The organism is Pseudomonas sp. LjRoot71 (assembly GCF_964253255.1).
Taxonomy (GTDB): domain Bacteria; phylum Pseudomonadota; class Gammaproteobacteria; order Pseudomonadales; family Pseudomonadaceae; genus Aquipseudomonas.
Map to the genome: position 1 here is coordinate 808,737 of NZ_CAXURA020000001.1, position 16,997 is coordinate 825,733.

Annotated in this window: 16 protein-coding genes; 4 read left to right on the forward strand and 12 right to left on the reverse strand. The window is 60.4% G+C overall.

What is annotated here, in order from left to right; all coding sequences use genetic code 11:
* Nucleotides 1–10 precede the first annotated feature (10 nt).
* From ACSQ17_RS03880 to ACSQ17_RS03890, 3 genes are all read right to left on the reverse strand, one after another.
* Nucleotides 11–1,345 carry an FAD-dependent oxidoreductase gene (locus ACSQ17_RS03880; RefSeq protein WP_436067661.1) on the reverse strand — a complete coding sequence of 445 codons (1,335 nt, stop codon included), beginning with the start codon at nucleotides 1,343–1,345 and terminating at the stop codon, nucleotides 11–13.
* Nucleotides 1,346–1,609: 264 nt separating this feature from the next.
* Nucleotides 1,610–2,035, reverse strand: coding sequence for a 3-isopropylmalate dehydratase (locus ACSQ17_RS03885; protein ID WP_436067662.1), 426 nt, complete (start codon nucleotides 2,033–2,035; stop codon nucleotides 1,610–1,612).
* A 93-nt stretch (nucleotides 2,036–2,128) separates the two neighbouring features.
* Nucleotides 2,129–2,566 (reverse strand): HIT family protein, encoded by a 438-nt coding sequence (locus ACSQ17_RS03890; protein WP_257778820.1) that lies wholly within the window; start codon nucleotides 2,564–2,566, stop codon nucleotides 2,129–2,131.
* Between the two features lie 178 nt (nucleotides 2,567–2,744).
* Between ACSQ17_RS03890 and ACSQ17_RS03895 the strand changes: the two genes are divergently transcribed.
* A complete protein-coding gene (locus ACSQ17_RS03895) occupies nucleotides 2,745–3,449 on the forward strand; it encodes a glutathione binding-like protein (RefSeq protein WP_436067663.1) in 705 nt (234 codons plus the stop codon).
* 169 nt (nucleotides 3,450–3,618) lie between these two features.
* Complete coding sequence (locus ACSQ17_RS03900) at nucleotides 3,619–3,945, forward strand: hypothetical protein (protein ID WP_233686347.1); 327 nt, start codon at nucleotides 3,619–3,621, stop codon at nucleotides 3,943–3,945.
* A gap of 146 nt (nucleotides 3,946–4,091) precedes the next feature.
* Here ACSQ17_RS03900 and ACSQ17_RS03905 read toward each other — a convergent pair whose 3' ends face one another.
* The 9 genes from ACSQ17_RS03905 to ACSQ17_RS03945 form a co-directional block, all read right to left on the reverse strand.
* Nucleotides 4,092–4,568, reverse strand: coding sequence for a DUF1348 family protein (locus tag ACSQ17_RS03905; RefSeq protein ID WP_436067664.1), 477 nt, complete (start codon nucleotides 4,566–4,568; stop codon nucleotides 4,092–4,094).
* Nucleotides 4,555–4,800, reverse strand: a complete 246-nt coding sequence (locus tag ACSQ17_RS03910) for a hypothetical protein (RefSeq protein WP_436067665.1) — start codon at nucleotides 4,798–4,800, stop codon at nucleotides 4,555–4,557. Before ACSQ17_RS03910 ends, ACSQ17_RS03905 begins: the two co-directional genes overlap by 14 nt.
* Nucleotides 4,801–4,814: 14 nt before the next feature.
* Nucleotides 4,815–6,872, reverse strand: coding sequence for a pyridoxamine 5'-phosphate oxidase family protein (locus ACSQ17_RS03915; protein ID WP_436067666.1), 2,058 nt, complete (start codon nucleotides 6,870–6,872; stop codon nucleotides 4,815–4,817).
* 51 nt (nucleotides 6,873–6,923) lie between these two features.
* Nucleotides 6,924–7,553 (reverse strand): glutathione S-transferase, encoded by a 630-nt coding sequence (locus ACSQ17_RS03920; RefSeq protein ID WP_436067667.1) that lies wholly within the window; start codon nucleotides 7,551–7,553, stop codon nucleotides 6,924–6,926.
* Between the two features lie 176 nt (nucleotides 7,554–7,729).
* Nucleotides 7,730–8,635, reverse strand: a complete 906-nt coding sequence (locus ACSQ17_RS03925) for a LysR family transcriptional regulator (RefSeq protein WP_436067668.1) — start codon at nucleotides 8,633–8,635, stop codon at nucleotides 7,730–7,732.
* 3 nt (nucleotides 8,636–8,638) lie between these two features.
* Nucleotides 8,639–9,535 carry a LysR family transcriptional regulator gene (locus tag ACSQ17_RS03930; RefSeq protein WP_436067669.1) on the reverse strand — a complete coding sequence of 299 codons (897 nt, stop codon included), beginning with the start codon at nucleotides 9,533–9,535 and terminating at the stop codon, nucleotides 8,639–8,641.
* Nucleotides 9,536–9,857: 322 nt separating this feature from the next.
* The gene (locus tag ACSQ17_RS03935) at nucleotides 9,858–10,349 is read right to left on the reverse strand and encodes a hypothetical protein (protein WP_436067670.1); all 492 of its coding nucleotides are present in this window, start codon (nucleotides 10,347–10,349) and stop codon (nucleotides 9,858–9,860) included.
* Between the two features lie 137 nt (nucleotides 10,350–10,486).
* On the reverse strand, nucleotides 10,487–11,182 hold the full coding sequence (locus tag ACSQ17_RS03940; protein WP_436067671.1) for a tRNA (adenine(22)-N(1))-methyltransferase: 696 nt from the start codon (nucleotides 11,180–11,182) through the stop codon (nucleotides 10,487–10,489).
* Between the two features lie 312 nt (nucleotides 11,183–11,494).
* Nucleotides 11,495–13,537, reverse strand: coding sequence for an autotransporter outer membrane beta-barrel domain-containing protein (locus tag ACSQ17_RS03945; RefSeq protein ID WP_436067672.1), 2,043 nt, complete (start codon nucleotides 13,535–13,537; stop codon nucleotides 11,495–11,497).
* A gap of 515 nt (nucleotides 13,538–14,052) precedes the next feature.
* Between ACSQ17_RS03945 and ACSQ17_RS03950 the strand changes: the two genes are divergently transcribed.
* Nucleotides 14,053–16,227 (forward strand): TonB-dependent receptor plug domain-containing protein, encoded by a 2,175-nt coding sequence (locus ACSQ17_RS03950; RefSeq protein ID WP_436067673.1) that lies wholly within the window; start codon nucleotides 14,053–14,055, stop codon nucleotides 16,225–16,227.
* Nucleotides 16,228–16,288: 61 nt separating this feature from the next.
* Nucleotides 16,289–16,987 carry a hypothetical protein gene (locus ACSQ17_RS03955; protein ID WP_436070424.1) on the forward strand — a complete coding sequence of 233 codons (699 nt, stop codon included), beginning with the start codon at nucleotides 16,289–16,291 and terminating at the stop codon, nucleotides 16,985–16,987.
* Nucleotides 16,988–16,997 lie beyond the last annotated feature (10 nt).

Here is a 16,997-nt window from a genome sequence, read left to right on the forward strand (position 1 = left end):
CGCCAATGGCTCAAGCCACCGGCAGCGGCGCAACATCTGCAGAGGTCGCTACGTCATTCAAGCCCAGCTGCTCAGGCTGGCCATTCCAGACCTGCAACGACCGTCCGGTACCACTCAGCAACCAACCACTGCGCCCACCCACCAGGGTGCTGACGGCATGCGCTCGCCCCAGTGGGTTGTGCCGGGCCATCAGCAGCACACTGTCGCGCAGCCAGGCCAAACTGCGGCTGTGGGATTGGAACAGCGGCGTCAGCAGGCGACTGGCCTGACGGTAGTAACGCAAGTGATCGCGTCGGCTGCGGGCATAGGCGACAAACACAGCCTGCCAGTTGCAATCCGCCAGCGTGCTCTGTGTGCTGACCGCTGCGGCTAATGCCGCTGCATCGACCAGAGCCATATTCGCGCCCTGGCCGAGCTGCGGGCTCATGGCATGGGCACAATCGCCGATGGCGATTACCCGGCCGTCGTGCCACTGCTGCATACGCACATCGGCATACACCGCCTGGCTCAGTTGCTCGGGGCGCTCGATCAGCTCAATAAAGGGTTCGGCTGCGCTGCCGGCCAATTGCCGCACCTGGGTTTTCCAGGCAGCCAAGCCGGCTTCACGCCAGGCGCCGAACTGCGCCACCGGCAGGCTCCAGAACAGGCTGCTCAGCGGCTGCTCGCGATTATCGTGAGTACACCCCGTGGGCATGATGCCGAACATCTGCGCGCAGTCGCGGTACCACTGGCGCAGATCGGTGGCATCCGGCGCGCTTGGTGACGACGCCGGGGTTGGCACAATGCTCCACAGCGCGCCCCAGGGGTATGGCTGTAGCCATTGTTTGACCTGCATCTGCCCTCGCAGGGTCGAACGCACACCATCAGCCAGCACCAACGCGGCGAACTCGCCAAATGGCTGCTCGACGCCCTGCTCGTCCTGGCGATACAGCTGCACATGGCTGCCATGCTGGCTGAAGCGGCTGATATGCACGCCAGTTTCAACCTGCACACCGGCCTGCCGCGCTGCATTGAGCAAGGCGGTGAGCAATACACTGCGATGAATGCCCATGCCGAAACTACCGGGCTGCCAGTGCGCGTAACGGGTATCGAGAATCACCCGGCCATTGCCCGAGGTGCCGTACAAGCGGCTGACCGCAGCCCCCAAGCCGCTGCACTCGGCAAACAGCCCCAGTTGCTGCAACACCGCCAGCCCGGAGGGTTGCAACAACACCCCGGCACCGACCGGCTGCAGCTGCGGCACCCGCTCCAGCAGGCGCACACGGAAACCCTGGCGGGCGAGGAACAACGCCGTGGCCAACCCCGCCGTACCGGCCCCGACAATGGCAATCGGCAATCCCTTCACGATCCGTCTCCGTCAATTAACCGAGCGGATTCTACCCTTGCCGCTTGCCCGAGCCGCCATATATCGCAGCCGATTACCGCCAGCCTGAGCGCCAACACACACCCTATGTCGGCAAGCAGCAGAACCCGGTAGGTCGGTAGAAATAGGACGATACGACCCTGCTCGACGAACAGCCACAGCGGGTGCGCGTATTTATGCAATGGCTGGAAGGGTTACTGAGCGAACACACCGGCACCTGACGGGCAGGCACCGGTGCATCAGGCGTTACTGAGTTACCGGCAGAATGTCGAAACCCTTGCGGTTGTCGCTGACGATGCGGAAGTCCTGCTGTGTGCCTGGCTGAACTTTCACCGCCAGCTCGCGGCGCAGGCGGCCCATGCCACACAGGGTGTCGTCCATTTCATCGATGCCGATACCCAGCACGCGGGTGCCGACCGGCACCTGGAAGCGAACCAGCTCTCCCACGCCAATGCGCGCGGCCACTTTGCGATCCACCAGAACGGCCACATAGCAGCCCGCCCCCATACCGCCAAAATCGCGGTTCACCGACAACTGCCCGCCCTGCTCCAGCGGCTGCTGATAGCCCAACAGACGATCCGCTGGCACAGGCTTGATATGTTCGGGCGCAGCCTTCCAGGACGAGCAGCCGGCCAACAGCAACAGCGGTAAAACGGCACCAATCAATCGCATGGGAGCCCTCCATGGGCGCAAGGAACAGCAAAGGAAACGCGCTTGAGTATTGCCTCAGCCGCAGCCGACCTCAAGTCGCGCTGTGCTCGGTTTTCAGCCCGCGATACGTTTCAGCAGACGCGCCTGCAAGGCCGCCAACTCTTGCGGTTCAGCCTTGCCACCGGCGTGTACGCTGAGTTTCTCACCGGCATAGCGCGGCACGATATGCATATGGATGTGAAACACCGTCTGCCCGGCTGGCGCGCCGTTGAACTGCGCCACCTGCACCCCGGCTGGCTCCAGCTCGTCGACGATCACTCCCGTCAGCTTCTGCACCACGGCCATTACCTTGCTCAGGCTGTCGGCATCAATTTCCAGGATATTGCGCGCCGCCGAGCGCTTGGGAATAACCAGGGTATGACCAAATGACTGCGGGAAGACATCGAGGAAAGCCAGTACATCCTCATCTTCGTAGAGTTTGTAGCAAGGGGCTTCACCGCGGATGATCTGGGCAAAGATATTCTGGCTGTCGTATTCGCCGTGCAGGCTCATGTCGAGAAACTCCGTACAAGGTGGCGGAAAACTCGCACCATACCGGACTCGCTCGCACCCAGGGAACTGCTCACCATTGCCCAGAGCAATGGGCATTAACGAAACAATCGATTTTGTTCAGGTTGCCGGGCATGGTCTGATGCCTCGCACCCCTTTCTCGTCCAGATTCGGAGCCCGCATGACCGACCTTTCACGCTTCCCCATCACCCATAAATGGCCCGCTCAGCACCCCGAACGCCTGCAGCTGTATTCGCTGCCCACACCCAACGGCGTCAAGGCTTCGATCATGCTGGAAGAGATCGCTCTGCCCTATGAAGCGCACCTGGTCAGCTTCGACAGCAACGATCAGCTCAGCAGCGAATTCCTCTCGCTCAACCCCAACAACAAGATCCCGGCGATCCTCGACCCCAATGGCCCGGACGGCAAACCACTGGCGCTGTTCGAGTCCGGCGCGATTCTGATCTACCTGGCCGAGAAAAGCGGCCAGCTGCTGGCCGAGGATGCCGCCACACGTTATGAAACCCTGCAGTGGCTGATGTGGCAGATGGGCGGTGTTGGCCCGATGTTCGGCCAGCTGGGCTTCTTCCATAAGTTCGCTGGCAAGGACTACCCGGACAAGCGCCCACGTGACCGTTACGTGGCGGAATCCCAGCGCCTGCTGGGCGTGCTGGAGCAGCGCCTGCAAGGTCGCAGCTGGATCATGGGCGAGGCCTACAGCATCGCCGATATCGCCGTGTTCCCCTGGGTGAGAAACCTGGTGGGCTTTTATGAGGCTGGCGAGCTGGTGGAGTTCGAGCGGTTCAGCAATGTGCAGCGCGTGCTGCAGGCCTTTGTTGCCCGCCCGGCGGTGATCAAGGGGCTGGCCACTCCGGCACGTAGCTAAGTCGGCCGTCAATCGCCTATGAGCCAGGCTGTTTTGCGCACGCGAAAGCAGCCTGGCAGAGCGCCATAAGCAGTTAGCGGGCAGGCGCGCTCATGTATTCACCCAAGCGCGTGACCTGGCCAGCGAACCGTGTAGAATCCCGCGCCCCAAAAATGCAGGAGACAACACGTTGGCCATTCACTACTCCGCTGCCCCGGACAATATCGCATGCGGACGCACAGGTTCGAACCTGAGCAGCACCCAGGATGTAACGCAGGTTTCCTGCAAACTCTGCCTGCGCAGCGTGGAAAAGGGCAGCGCTGAGCCTATCCGTAAAACCCCCAGCCTGGCTGAACTGAGAGCCGCCGCGAAGGCCGCCAAAGCGAGCCAGGCCGCAGCTGAAACAGCCCAAGCCAACACCGCCCTGAGCCCTCGTGCCGAATGGCAGAAACGCCTGGAGCAACTGCCTGGCAAACAGCGCTTGCCACGCGGAGTGGCTCGCCAAACCCTGGTATAAACAAACCTCTGCGGATGCTTCTGGCATCCGCTTTGGCCGCCTGCTGCTCACCAGCAGGCGGTCTCTCGCTGCACTAACCACCCTCTTCAGCTGCGTAGGCCGCACTCCGGCTGTTGCTCTTCAAACCACACACAAGCTGACTGACGTTAAAGCCCCAGCTGCGAAAGCCCTGGATGGTCGTCAGGGCGGCGACCCAGTGGCCAGTGAAATTTGCGCTCGGACTCCTGGATCGGCAGGTCGTTGATGCAGGCAAAGCGATGCGCCATCAGGCCGTTTTCGGCGAATTCCCAGTTCTCGTTGCCGTAGGAGCGAAACCAGTTGCCCGAGTCATCGTGCCATTCATAGGCATAGCGCACGGCGATGCGGTTATCGGTAAACGCCCACAATTCCTTGATCAACCGGTACTCCAGCTCCTTGCGCCATTTGCGCTCTAAAAACGCCTGCGCTTCGGCACGGCTGGTGACGAATTCGGCGCGGTTGCGCCATTGGGTGTCCGGGGTATACGCCATAGCCACTTTGGCAGCATCACGGCTGTTCCAGCCATCTTCGGCGAGGCGGACTTTTAGCAGGGCCGATTCGCGGGTAAAGGGTGGAATAGGTTGACGGACTTCAACGATAGACATTGCGGTGGCTCCTGTATGGGCTGAGGGATGGCGTAACGGGTGGCGCAAAACGGCGTGTCCGTAAGGCGGCAAACAGCCGCTTCACCACACGCAACAGCGCCGCATTGACGTCGTGGCCTGGGTACTCAGAACCAGGCAGCAACTGCGGCAGTAAATAATTCACCTCCCAGTGCCCTGGCGTTTCACTCGATGCATCGGGTGCGTCGTAGCGCTCCACTGTTTCGCGGTTCATGTCGCAGCACCTCACTAGAGTTCAAGCACCAGGGGTTGGATAGCGCCGTCCAGCGCTGCCGGTACGGCGCAGCAGATCAATACGCTGTCACCCTCGGGCAGTTGCGCCGGTGGATTGGGGTAATGCACGTGGCCGCTGACCAGGCGCGTTTTGCAGGTGCCGCACGAGCCACCCCGGCAGCTAAAGTCCGGGCTCAGGCCGCGGCTCTCGGCCAGCTCCAGCAGGCTGCCACTGCCTGGCGCCCAGCGCGCTTCCTTCGCTGATGAGGCGAAATAGACCGGTACTGGAGCGCTGGCGGCGGGTAGCTGCACGGGAGCGGCAAGCGGTTCGGGCGCCAGGCGTTGCAATGTCGAAGGGCCAAATGCCTCGGCATGGATGCGCTCATCCGGGATGTTCAGCGCCCGCAGCCCGTCATACATGGCCTGCAAAAAACCGCCGGGACCGCACAGGTAAAAGTCGTAGTCATCCAGCGGCAGCCGCGCCTTGACCTGGTCGAAGTCGAGGCGGCCGGTGATCTCAAAATCACGCCCCACAACCGCCTCAGCGCCAGGGCTACTGAGCGCGCGGTGGATATGCAGGTGCTCGGTATCGTGCTGTTGCAGCGCCTTGAGTTCGGCCTGAAATGGCAGGTCCGCCAGGGTTCGGGCGCTTTGGAACAGGTGCACAGGGCGTTGCCGCTGCTGCTGACTATTCTGCGCAGCCAGCTCGCGGAACATCGAGAGCAAGGGCGTAATGCCGACCCCAGCGGCAATCAACACCACCGGGCGCTCGGTTTCCTCGATCAATGTGAAGCTGCCCATGGGCGGGCGCACCTCCAGCACATCGCCAACCTGCACCTGCTGGTGCAGATGCTGCGAAGCCGGCCCCTGGGCTTTAACGCTGATGCGGATATGCCCATCGGACGGCGCGCTGGAGACGCTGTAGGTACGGATCAGCGGGGCCTCAGCGTCAGCTGTTTGCAGGCGTAGCGGCATATGCTGCCCAGGGGTGAACGCCACCGCCGCGTTATCCAGCGGCTGGAGATAAAACGAGCGAATGTCCTGGCTCTCCTGCTGCACCTGGGTCACGCGCCATTGCTGCCACTGCCGGCGTTGCTCGCTCTGCCGCAGTTTCGCGTCCGCCTCTGCCCAGGTGCCGGTGGCCAGGCTGGTCGGTGCGTAATCGTGAAACGTCCAGCGCAAGGCGGTTGCCGCTGGGCGCAGCACGGCCTGCTCAACCTCGAAGGTCCACAGGCGCTCGGCACTTTCGAAGGCGTGGATCATCGGGCTGTCGAGAATCAGTTCGGTGCGGCCAGTGAGTTGCAGGATGTCGCCCGTGGCGAAATCGACAAACAGCAGCCCCGCAACCGGATTGGCCTGCAGATTGCCCAAGGTGTTGAAGAATAGGTTGCCGGCGTAGTCGGGGATGGTCAGCCGGTTGCCTTCGACTTTGACAAAGCCGGCGCGGCCACCCCGGTGCGAGACGTCGACCGAGCGATTGCTCGCGTCATGATCGAAATAGCTGGCGATAAAAAAGGTATCGGCCTCACGAATCATCGCGGTGGTACGGTCATTCAGTTCGGTGAAGTTCTCGCGCGCGGCGCGCGGCGGCGGCTCCGATGTGCGCGTATAAGCGCGCGCCTGGATGTACTTGGGGCAGTTGCCGTAAGAGTGCTCGACCGCCACGCTCAGGCCATCGGCTGACACCTGCTGGATCAATCCGTTGATGCGATTGCGCCGACGCGTATGCAACTCGATGCCGAGCAAGCCAATCGCCTGACCGGCTTGTAGGCCGCTGGCGGCCGGGTCCTGCGCATCGGGCTGAACTGCCAATAGCAACTGCTGCGGATCGGGCGAGGTGACGAAGCCTTCCGGCCCCTCCAGCAGGGTCGCCCAGGGCCGCTGCTGCGCATCGACTGCACCGACGACCATAAACGGCAGTTGCTGGTAGAACTCACGGTGCTGATCAGGCATGTAATCACGGATGACCTTCTGCCCAATCACCTCCATGCGTTCGGCGACGTTGTAGATGTCCTGGAGCGTTTTTTCCCCGGCATGCCAGGGCGAGCGGCGGTGTTTGGGCAGATGATCCATGCTGTGCGCTCCTCAAAAGGGCTGCCGAGCACCCGGCAGCCTATGACGGTCTCAGTTGGCCTGCAGGCCGGCAGCAGTGCGCTGCATCGGTACAAAACCGGGCAAGGCTTGGACGCGTTCCAGCCAGGCACGCACGTTCGGGTAGGCCTGCAGCGAGACATTGCCTTCCGGCGCATGGGCGATATAGGTGTAATTGGCGACATCGGCGATGGTCGCGGTGTTACCCGCAAGGAAAGGCTCGGCGGCCAGTTCGCTGTCCATCACCTTGAGCAGGGCATGGGAGCGAGCGATCACATCCTCGGCATTCAAGAGTGCACCGAACACAGTGATCAACCGAGCCGATGCCGGGCCGTAAGCCAGCTGGCCCGCGGCTACCGACAGCCAGCGTTGAATGCGCGCAGCAGCAAGGGGCTCTTCAGCCAGCCAGCTACCGTTGCCGTACTTCTTGGCCAGATAAACCAGAATGGCGTTGGAGTCGCTGAGGAGGGTGCCGTTGTCATCAATCACCGGCACTTGGCCGAAGGCATTGATGGCAAGGAACTCAGGTTTCTTGTGTGCCCCGTTGGCCAGATCCACAAACACCAGCTCGGTGGGCAGCTTTAACAATGAGAGCAGCAGCTCAACGCGATGGGCGTGACCGGACAGCGGATGGCGATAGAGTTTGATGGCTGGCTGAGACATGGTGCGGCTCCGTATGGGGTCAGGGAAGTCAGCGCGCTGCCAACCGAATCGGCGACTCTTGCGCTGGTAGGTTTATGCTGCGCCTACTCAGGACTGAGCAGAATCCCCACACGAAGCAATGCATAATTTCGTTTTATAAAAGAATGCGCCTACACATCGGCACGACTGCCGCGCAGTTATGCACCAAGAAACGCCGGGTGAGCGCGCAGCCTGGGCGTGGCGAAGTCGATAAAAGTGCGCACCCGCGCCTCAGCCCGGCGGCCATCGCGGTAGATCAGCTGTGCAGGCAGGGCCGGGCTGGCAAAGTCGCTCAACACCGGTTCAAGCAAGCCGCTCTGCAATTCGTGGTGCGCCTCATAACTCATGCAGCGAATCAGGCCCAAGCCGAGGATCGCAGCCTGGATGGCGGCACGCTGGGTCGTACAGGTGAGCACGGGGGCAGGCCTGACCAGACGGCTGGAACGCTCACTGCGAAAACGCCATTCGCTTTGCTGGTCGGTGGCCGTGGTCAACACACTGCGGTGCCTTTTCAGGTCATCCGGTGTGTGCGGCCGCCCCCAGGTCGCCAGGTAGGCGGGAGACGCACAGACCACCGAGCGCACCGTGCCCAGCGGCATGGCAAACCCTGAGGAGTTGGGCAGCTGGCCCACCACCAAAGCAACATCGATGTTTTCCTCAAGCAGTTTGGGCACGCCTTCGCTGGCCTGGGTGACCAGCTGCACATCAGGGAACGCGGCCAGATAGTCGAGGGCGATGGGCATAAAGACCTGCTGGTCCATCAGTTGCGGTAACGACAGGATCAGCTGTCCGGCAGGGTGCGCATGCATACCGGCCGCGGAGCGTTCAGCAACAGCGGTTTGCTCAAGAATCTGCCGACAACTGACGGCAAACTGCTCGCCCGCCGGGCTTAGCTCAACGCCGCGCGGCCCGCGGATCAGCAGGCAGTTGTTCAGCCGTGCCTCCAGTGCAGCGATGCTGCGCATGACAGTCGCGGGCGACTGCTCAAGCTGGCGCGCGGCCGCAGCCAGGCTGCCGGTTTGCGCCACGGCGGCGAACACCTGCATCTGCCGGTAGCGGCTCATGCGCTAGAGGCTCCCGGCCTTTTGCAGCGCCGGGTTCTGCAGAAACCGACTGGTACAGAAATCGACAAAGGTGCGTACCTTGGCAGGGACCCGTGCACCACCTTGATAGAGCACATGCACCGGCAGTGCCGCCGCTTCAAACGGATCGAGGATGATCTCCAGCTCACCCTTGGCGACCAGCTCAGCCACCTGATACGACAACACCCGCGTCAGCCCCCAGCCCAGTCGCGCCGCATTGATCGCCGCCTGGTTGGAACTCACCAGCAGACGCGGTTTGGGGTGCAGCGTAAGGCTGCCGGTCCCCAGGTTGAACTGCCAGTCGGTGAGCAGGCTGCTGGCAGAGGACATCACGATGGGCGCAGCCATCACCTCCCTGGGCTCTTGCGGCCGGCCAAAGCGCTCGAGAAAGGCCGGTGCAGCGCAGATAACCGGGCGGATTTGCCCGACCTTGATGGCCTGCAGGCCGGTTTCCGGCAACTGACCGATGCGGATGGCGACGTCCACGCCCTCTTCCACCATATTCACCAGGCGATCCACCAGCAGCGCATTGATCGTCACCTGCGGGTGCGCCGACAGGTACTCGGTAATCAGCGGAATCAGGTACAGCTCACCGAACATCACCGGCGCCGTCACGGTCAGGTTGCCCCGTGCGCGGATGCTGCTGCCGGTGGCCAACTCTTCGGCTTCTTCCAGCTCCAGCAGGATGCGCTTGCAGTCCGCCACATAGCGCCTCCCCGCTTCGGTCAGGCGCAGACTACGGGTGCTGCGCGCCAGCAACAGCGTACCCAAGCGCTTCTCCAAACCGGCAATCACACGGGTCGCGCTGGGTGGCGACATGCCGAGTAACTTGGCACCTGCGGCGAAACTCTCCGCTTCGGTAACGGCCAGCAGCACCTTCATTTCCTGAAACCTGTCCACACTCACCGCCCATCGAGACTGACTTAAAGAATGACCAAACAGGCCCAAGCGTAGCGTGCACGCGCAGCCTACTGCTGAAACCTGACAGGTCATCCATACAGTGGCCGCGAGCACATCCTGGAGAGGTTAAGCGCTTAATTTTTCAGGTCATAGCCCGGGAGCATGAAAATCACACCGGTGATGCATGCACCCATTACATCTGGAAGCTGCAAGTGACATGCAAGGGTATCCGTGAGCGCGATCAGTGCTCGCCAACCCTGTTAGCGCCTGGAGAATCACCCTGACCCACTCGGTATGAGGCGCTCTAAGGACGAGCGCTGCCGCGTGCGTTCTTCTTCTGCAGGATCAGCGAGGCTTCGTTGTAGGCATTCTGGAACGCGTCACTGCCAATCCAGACCACCGCAGCGTCCTCGTCTTCATCGTGGAACATCCCGCGATAGACGATCAGCAGGCCCATCATAAAGTCGGTCGCGGCCTCCTCCGCCTCTTCTGCGACCACCAGCTCCAGTACCGGGTATTGCAGAAACACCAGGCACATCGCCAGCAGGCTGATACCTTCAGCCATCTTCATCGCCTGGAACAGGTCATCGAAGTGCGCGGGGTCGAAGCCATTTTCCTCGATATCGTTGAAATTGAAGGTGCTCAGGTCGATTTCAACATCATCGAATGGCTCATTGATCAGCGGGTTGGCCAGCACCGGGTGAATCACATTGGCCTTGGGCTTAGCCATACGGTTCTGCTTGGCCTTGGTTTTAGCCCGCTGGGCGCGTTTTTGCTGTTTGTCTGGGGAGGCCATGCTGGCGAGTTCCTTGTCCGGTACAGCCATATTCATGGCACGGGGATGATGATGGGCATATTGTATTCAGTGTTGGCCGCATGCGGCTGCAAAGGGACAATTTCTTTGTGGCCGCAGCACTACGGCGTTAATCCGGCTTACGCCAGCAACGCCATAATCCACTGCGTCTGTTGAGTGAGTTGCTGCACTTTCGCCTCAGGCACCGCCTGCCGTGCCTGGGCAAAGTCAGCCAGGGTCTGCTGCTTCAGACGCAGCAGGCGTTGCCATTTGGCCAGGAATGCCGGGCTGCGCGCCTGCATCTGCAGCGGGCCAAAGTACAGTTCCTCAGCACTGTACAGCACCGGGCCAGAGCGTTCGGCCACGATGATTTCGTAGGCAAAGCGGTTTTCCCGCAGCACTTCCTCACAGAGGATGCGGTAGCCATTGTCCATCAGCCATTGGCGCAGCGGCTGCTCGCCGCCGTTAGGTTGCAGGATCAGCCGCTCCTGGCCCGTCAGGCGCGCCTTGCCGCTGTCGAGGATGTCGCGAATCCGCTCGCCGCCCATGCCGCAGATGCTGATTGCCGTGATGGCATCGCCCGGCTCGATCGCCGCCAGGCCATCGGCCAGACGCACACTGATCTGTTGGCTAAGGTCATTTTCTTGCACGCTGCGTTCGGCGGCGTGGAACGGCGTCAAAGCCACCTCCCCCGCCACCGCAGCCACAATGGCGCCACGGCGCATCAAGGCTACCGGCAGATAGGCGTGATCCGAGCCAATATCAGCCAACCGTGCACCCGCCGGCACATGCGCCGCCACACGTTCCAGGCGCATGGATAATGTCTGCTCGTTCAACGCCCGCCCCTTCTCAGCTTCGACGTCCGGCCATTGCGCCGAATCGGGGCGTGATTTTGTCGAGCAACGCCATGCATGGCAAATCCCGGCGACCAGCGCGATAGCACTCGCCGGATCGAAGGCTCGGAACTTATGGACAGTGGATATCAGTGATGGGGATGTTTGGCTGAGTTGGAGTAGTGAAAAATCCGTCTCAGCTCCAAACCATCCGTGCGTGGGTTGATGCGGGCTCGATTCGATGCAGAAGCATCACCCTGCATCCGGCCCTGCAAAGAAAGCTCAAACATTCGAGCCTCCTTTGCAGGGTCATGCTCAGAAGCTCCAAACGGCCCGAACCGAAGCCGAATGGCTCAGGTAGTCATCTCGCCCATTGGCCTCGTAACGAATAGAGATATCCGTCCCGTTTGCCAGGCTGTATGCATAGCCTACGCCGGCCTTGGCCAGCCACGGACCATGGTCGATCCCGGTTGCCACAAAGCTCTGCCCTGGTGCGCCGGTATATGTGGCCACCAAGTTGCCGTCGTCGTTGAGGGCGTCATAACTCACACCGACGATGGCTTCAAGTTGTGCATTGGGACTCAAGGCATGAACGATACGACCATCGATACCGAAGGTCAGGGCCTCGACAGTGTTGGCCTCGACGTCAAGGCTCAATGCCCCCGCACCACGTTCGGTATAGGACTCGCTTCTGAGCCGGGTGTAGTCCGCGCGAATCGCCGGAATAAAGGTATTGGCCTGATCCAGAACAATCGCTTTGGACAGGTTGGAGCCGACATGCAGGCTCAAGCTGTCGTAACTGGCGCGGGCAGAGCGATTGAGCCCACCGAAGTCGAGGGTGCGATCACTGTCGTTGTCGTTCCATCCTGCATCGACCTGAAAGCCCAGAACCATGTCGTTGAGCGGGCGACTGCCATATAGGGCGATGACGTGGCTATCGATCTCGGAGTGGGTTCCTGCGCCGCTCAGGTGGGTATTGCCGTCGAGCCGAGTGTTGGCATAGGCGTAGGCAATGCCGATCTGGGTTTGACCGATTTCCCCCTCGAGGCCAGCGGCCAAACCCCAGGTATCGGCACTGTAACCCGAGGCATTGTCATCGGTATCGTTCTGATCGGCTCTGGAGCCGAAGGGGCGGATCCAGACTTGCTTGTTCGTCGTCACGTCACCCGCAGACAGACCGGTGGGCCCGGCAGGCGCAAAGCGACTGGCGAAGATCGAGTTGATGGTATTGAGTGCGCCCAGCGTGGCCTCGGCGCCCGCATTGAGCGGCAATGTCTGTGCCGCGGCACGGGCAACACTGCGCTCATCCGGCAGACGACCAAGCGCGGTAACGACGTCGGCCATATCGCCGGTCGGCGCGCCCTGTACCTGGCTATCAAGGACACTGGCCGCACCCAGAGCCGGGTACAGGCGATTGTTGAGCGCTGAGCTGTAGACGGTAGTACCGCTCGAACCGTTGCCACTGGCAATCACATTGAGGTCGACGCTATTGCCGTTGATGGTGGAGTTGAAGTCGAACAGCGCAGAGTTATCCGTGACGTTGAAGTTCGTAGCGTTCAAGGTGCCGGCCGTAACAACACCTGTCAGGGCTAGGTTATTGGCCAGTACCGGACTACCAATCACATCGACAGCAAGGTTGCTGTTGTTGAAGTTGGCCACGCCGCTGACATTCAGCCTGCCGTAGTTCGCACTGCCGGCGACGCCAATGGTTAGGGTCTGTGTGCCACTCTGGGTGTAACTGCCGAGCGTCAGCGTGCCAGCGCTTACAGTTGTGTCGCCATCCCAGGAGTTGTCGCCAGCGAGGGTAAGGGTGCCTGCACCCAGTTTGGTGAAGCCACCGGTGCCGATAAGGAGGCCAGACGTTTGGACGCCGACGTTATAGCCGTTGGTATCGAAGAAGGCGCCATTATTGGTGATATCAATATCCCCAAAAACGAAATTGGGGAAAAACTCTGCTTCATTGCTTCTGGCCTGCAGAATACCGCCATCCCACTGAAGTAACCCCATACCAACGCCTTTCATAATAAAAGGTGTTGAAAATACTCCACGAGCGCTGCCGGTACCGCTGAGTGTCAGCTGAGCGAAGCTGTTAATGCCTGCTGCCAGGTCAGTGCCATCTCGGACGATGACACTTGCACCGTCGTCAACCATGACGACGGCCTGCCCATCAAAACCTATGGAGAGAAAGCCGTTATTTGTCCATTTGGCGCCTGCGCCGCTAACGAATACCTCGCCCTGGCTCCCATTGCTAAAGCCAATATAAGCATCGGTGTTGGTAGCTTCGCCGCCACTGGCGATGTTGAGTTGGCCAAACGTGTTTCCGCCAACGATAAGGTACCCGGCAGCGTCGAACGGCATGCCTGAAACCACATTCTCGATCGTGCCACTGTCAATAACTGTATTGGCTGCTGCAGTGCCTGCGGCTACGGAAACACTCGTCGCTAGCAGTGCTTGGGTAAACAAACGCCCCGATTTAAATGCTTTGGCTGCCTGCTAGACAGCCCCGCCACTCCAGATCCCCCGAGCCGACGTTTTAATACGGCTTTATAACTGCGGCTCATACCACTCTCCCTAGCGTCTGTAATGTGCGGGTTGTCGCACTTTTTAGCTTGGAGGCTAACCGTCAAACCTACTCGTTGCAATGAGAGAGCCAGCCAGCAATGGCACGCGCAGGGTTAAAAAATGCCTGATCACGCGCTTCATCAGTGGATGGCACCAGGCGTTGTCAGCACTCGATAGTCGCTTCAGACCGTCTACACCGCGAGTGCAGCGACTCGTATTGCTGGTAGCGCCAAAGTTCCGTTCTGGGGCTTCTTAATTTTGTAAGTATTTGTGATAATTGTTATCACTACCATGCACAAGAAGTGAGTCCCATGATGCAGCGCGTCACCAAGCAATACTGGCTGGGGTTATTGATTACCGTAGCCAGTGCCCCGCTAGCCGCAGAGATGCTCAGCCTTGATGCGATGACCATTTCAGGTGCACCCATCGAAAGCGCGGCTCAGCAAGCAAACGCCGAGCGTCGCGCTGCCAGTCATTCAAAAGCGGTTATCGAAGCAGAACAGCTCAACCAATTTGGTGACCAGCCGCTGGGCGACGCCTTGCGTCGTTTGGTTGGCGTGTCCTTTGCCGGTGCCAATCGCGCGCGCGAAGTACAGCTGCGGGGTATTGGCCCTGAGTATGCGCAGGTACTGGTTAATGGCCGTCGCCTTCTCGATGCCAACTCCAAGCGCAGCGTGCAGCTAGACCGTATTCCCAGCTCGCTGGTCGAGCGCGTTGAGATCATCCGTACGCCGCTGGCCAATCAAGAGGGCCAGGGGGCTGCGGGCACGGTCAACATCATCCTCAAGCAACACGCCACTCAGGGCAACGGTGAGATCGGCATAGGTGCCGGGCACATGGAGAGCAATGGCGGCCTCGGTGATGCCACGGCGTTTTACACCTTGGGCAACGACAATGTGACCCTCAACCTCGCCGGTGGTGTGCAGTTGCAGCGCCGCAACGAGAGTAAAGACACGCTGGTTTTCAATGCTAACGGGGCCGCCGGTGGCGAACTGGGCAGCAACGAGCGGCGTTTTGAGCAAGGCAACTTCATGCCTTCGCTGGAACTACGGCTGAACCCGGACAACCGGCTTAATTTTCAGCTCGACTACCTGAAAACCACCGAGTACCGCGATGACGTGGCCGCCGAGTTGGAAAACCCGCAGAACGCCATCAAACGTACCGAGTTCGAGGCCCGTAATCGCGAGCGCACCAACCTTGGCCTGCTCAGCGACTGGACCCACCAATGGAGTGACAACACAGAGTTGTTGCTAAGCCTGGATCTGCAACAAGCAGACGAAGACACCACCCGTGACGCCCAACGCTACAGGGCGAATGGCACGCTGGACCGCACGCGGCAGCGCAGCGAAGACATTCGCATGACGTCGGTCTCACCAAACTTCAAGGTCAAGACCCTGCTTGCCGAACACAGCCTTGAATGGGGCGCTGGCGCACGACGCGAGACTCGCAGAGAAGGTAATTCGGACATCGAGAATGGCATCGTCAAGCCAAGCAATGCCGCACGTACCTACCAGATCCGCGAGGACATCACCCATGTGTTCGCCCAGGACACCTGGGCGTTGTCGTGGGGCGATAGCCTGACTTACGGCCTGCGCCTTGAAGACGCACATACCCGGACCCGCGATGCCAATGGCACTAAAAAACAGGTCAGTGAGCTGAGCCCGCTGCCATCGCTTAACTACCTGGGGCACCTGAGTGCTGATACCGACTGGCGCCTGGGTATTGCTCGCACCCTGCGCCGGCCTGATATGCGCGAACTAAGCCCAACGATCACCAATGATGGCGGCACATTGGCCAAGCCCGATATTGGCGGCAATGCCGACTTGAGCCCGGAGTCCATCTGGGGTGCCGATCTGGGCCTGGATCACTTCCTGTATGACCAACGTGGCTTGCTTTCGGCCAACCTGTTCTACCGCGTGTTTGACGACAAAATCGAAAACGTCCTCAGCCAGCAAAATAACGGTCGCTGGCTAAGCCGCCCGGAAAACACAGGTAAAGGTCAGGCCAGCGGCCTGGAGCTGGAAGCGCGCCTGCCGCTGGATGGCCTCGGCCTGCCACAACTGACCCTCTGGTCCAATGGCACCGCGGTGCACACACGCCTAAAAAGCCAAGCCACTGGCGAAACACGGCGCTTCCTCGACCAGCCGGACTACTTGCTCAATGCCGGGGCTGATTACTACCTGGCCAGCCTGCAGACAACGTTCGGCATCAATTACAACTGGAACAGTGGTTACCACCAGCGCTATCAACTGACCTCAGGCAAGACTGCCGAGGGGGATCAAGATGCTGTCGGCCGCGTCGACCTGTCGGCCCGTACCCAGCTCAGCGATAGCACAAGCCTGAATATTTCGGTGCTCAACCTGTTTGCCCAGAATGAAGACAGCCGCGCCACGACCCTTAGCAATACGGGTGTTCTGGAGAGCAACAGCCTGACCGAGGAAGGCACCTACCGAACGTTTTACGTTCGCCTGCAGACAGCGTTCTGACAGCCAACCACCCCACCCTTACAGGCCCCAGGTCGCTAATTAGCCTGGGGCTTTTGTCGTTATTACTCGCAGAGGAAGGCTCATGACTGCGCGTCAGTTCCATTTATGGTCAGGCATTCTGCTCGGCCTCCCCATGTTGATCGTCGGAATCACCGCGGTGCTATTGGCCCATGAAAAGTCACTGGGCTTACCGGGTATCGCCGTGCCATTCCTGCAAATGTCTTCTGACCAGAAGCTGGAGCTGGACACCAGCACCGAGGATGCACAGGGGCGTTTATGGCTCGGAGGAAAGCAGGGGCTCTACGTGCAGCACCTTGACGGTCGCATCGAGAAACAGGCCGACCTTGAGGTAAAACAGCTGCTAAGCCATGCCGAACAACTCTGGATCGCCAGCAAAAGCGGGCTTTTCAGTTTGCGCGGCACACACTTGCAACAACACCTGAGCGGCGAGACCAAAGGCATTAGCCTGCTGGCTGATGGCCGTCTGATGGCCAATCATAAAAGCCGTGGTGCCCTGCTTAGCGCAGATGGTGAAAGCTGGCAGGCATGGGCCGGTAACAGTGCCTTGGCAGCAGCCCAGGCCAGCCAAACCCAGCCCTATACATTGGATGAACTGGTCATGGACCTGCATACCGGCAAACTGCTGTTTGGCAAACAGGGCGAATGGATCTGGATTGACCTGCTGGGTGTATTTCTATGCGCGCTCGGCCTAACCGGTGTCTGGATTTGGTGGCGCTCGCGCCTACGGGCTGCCGGCTGATATGTCTGTA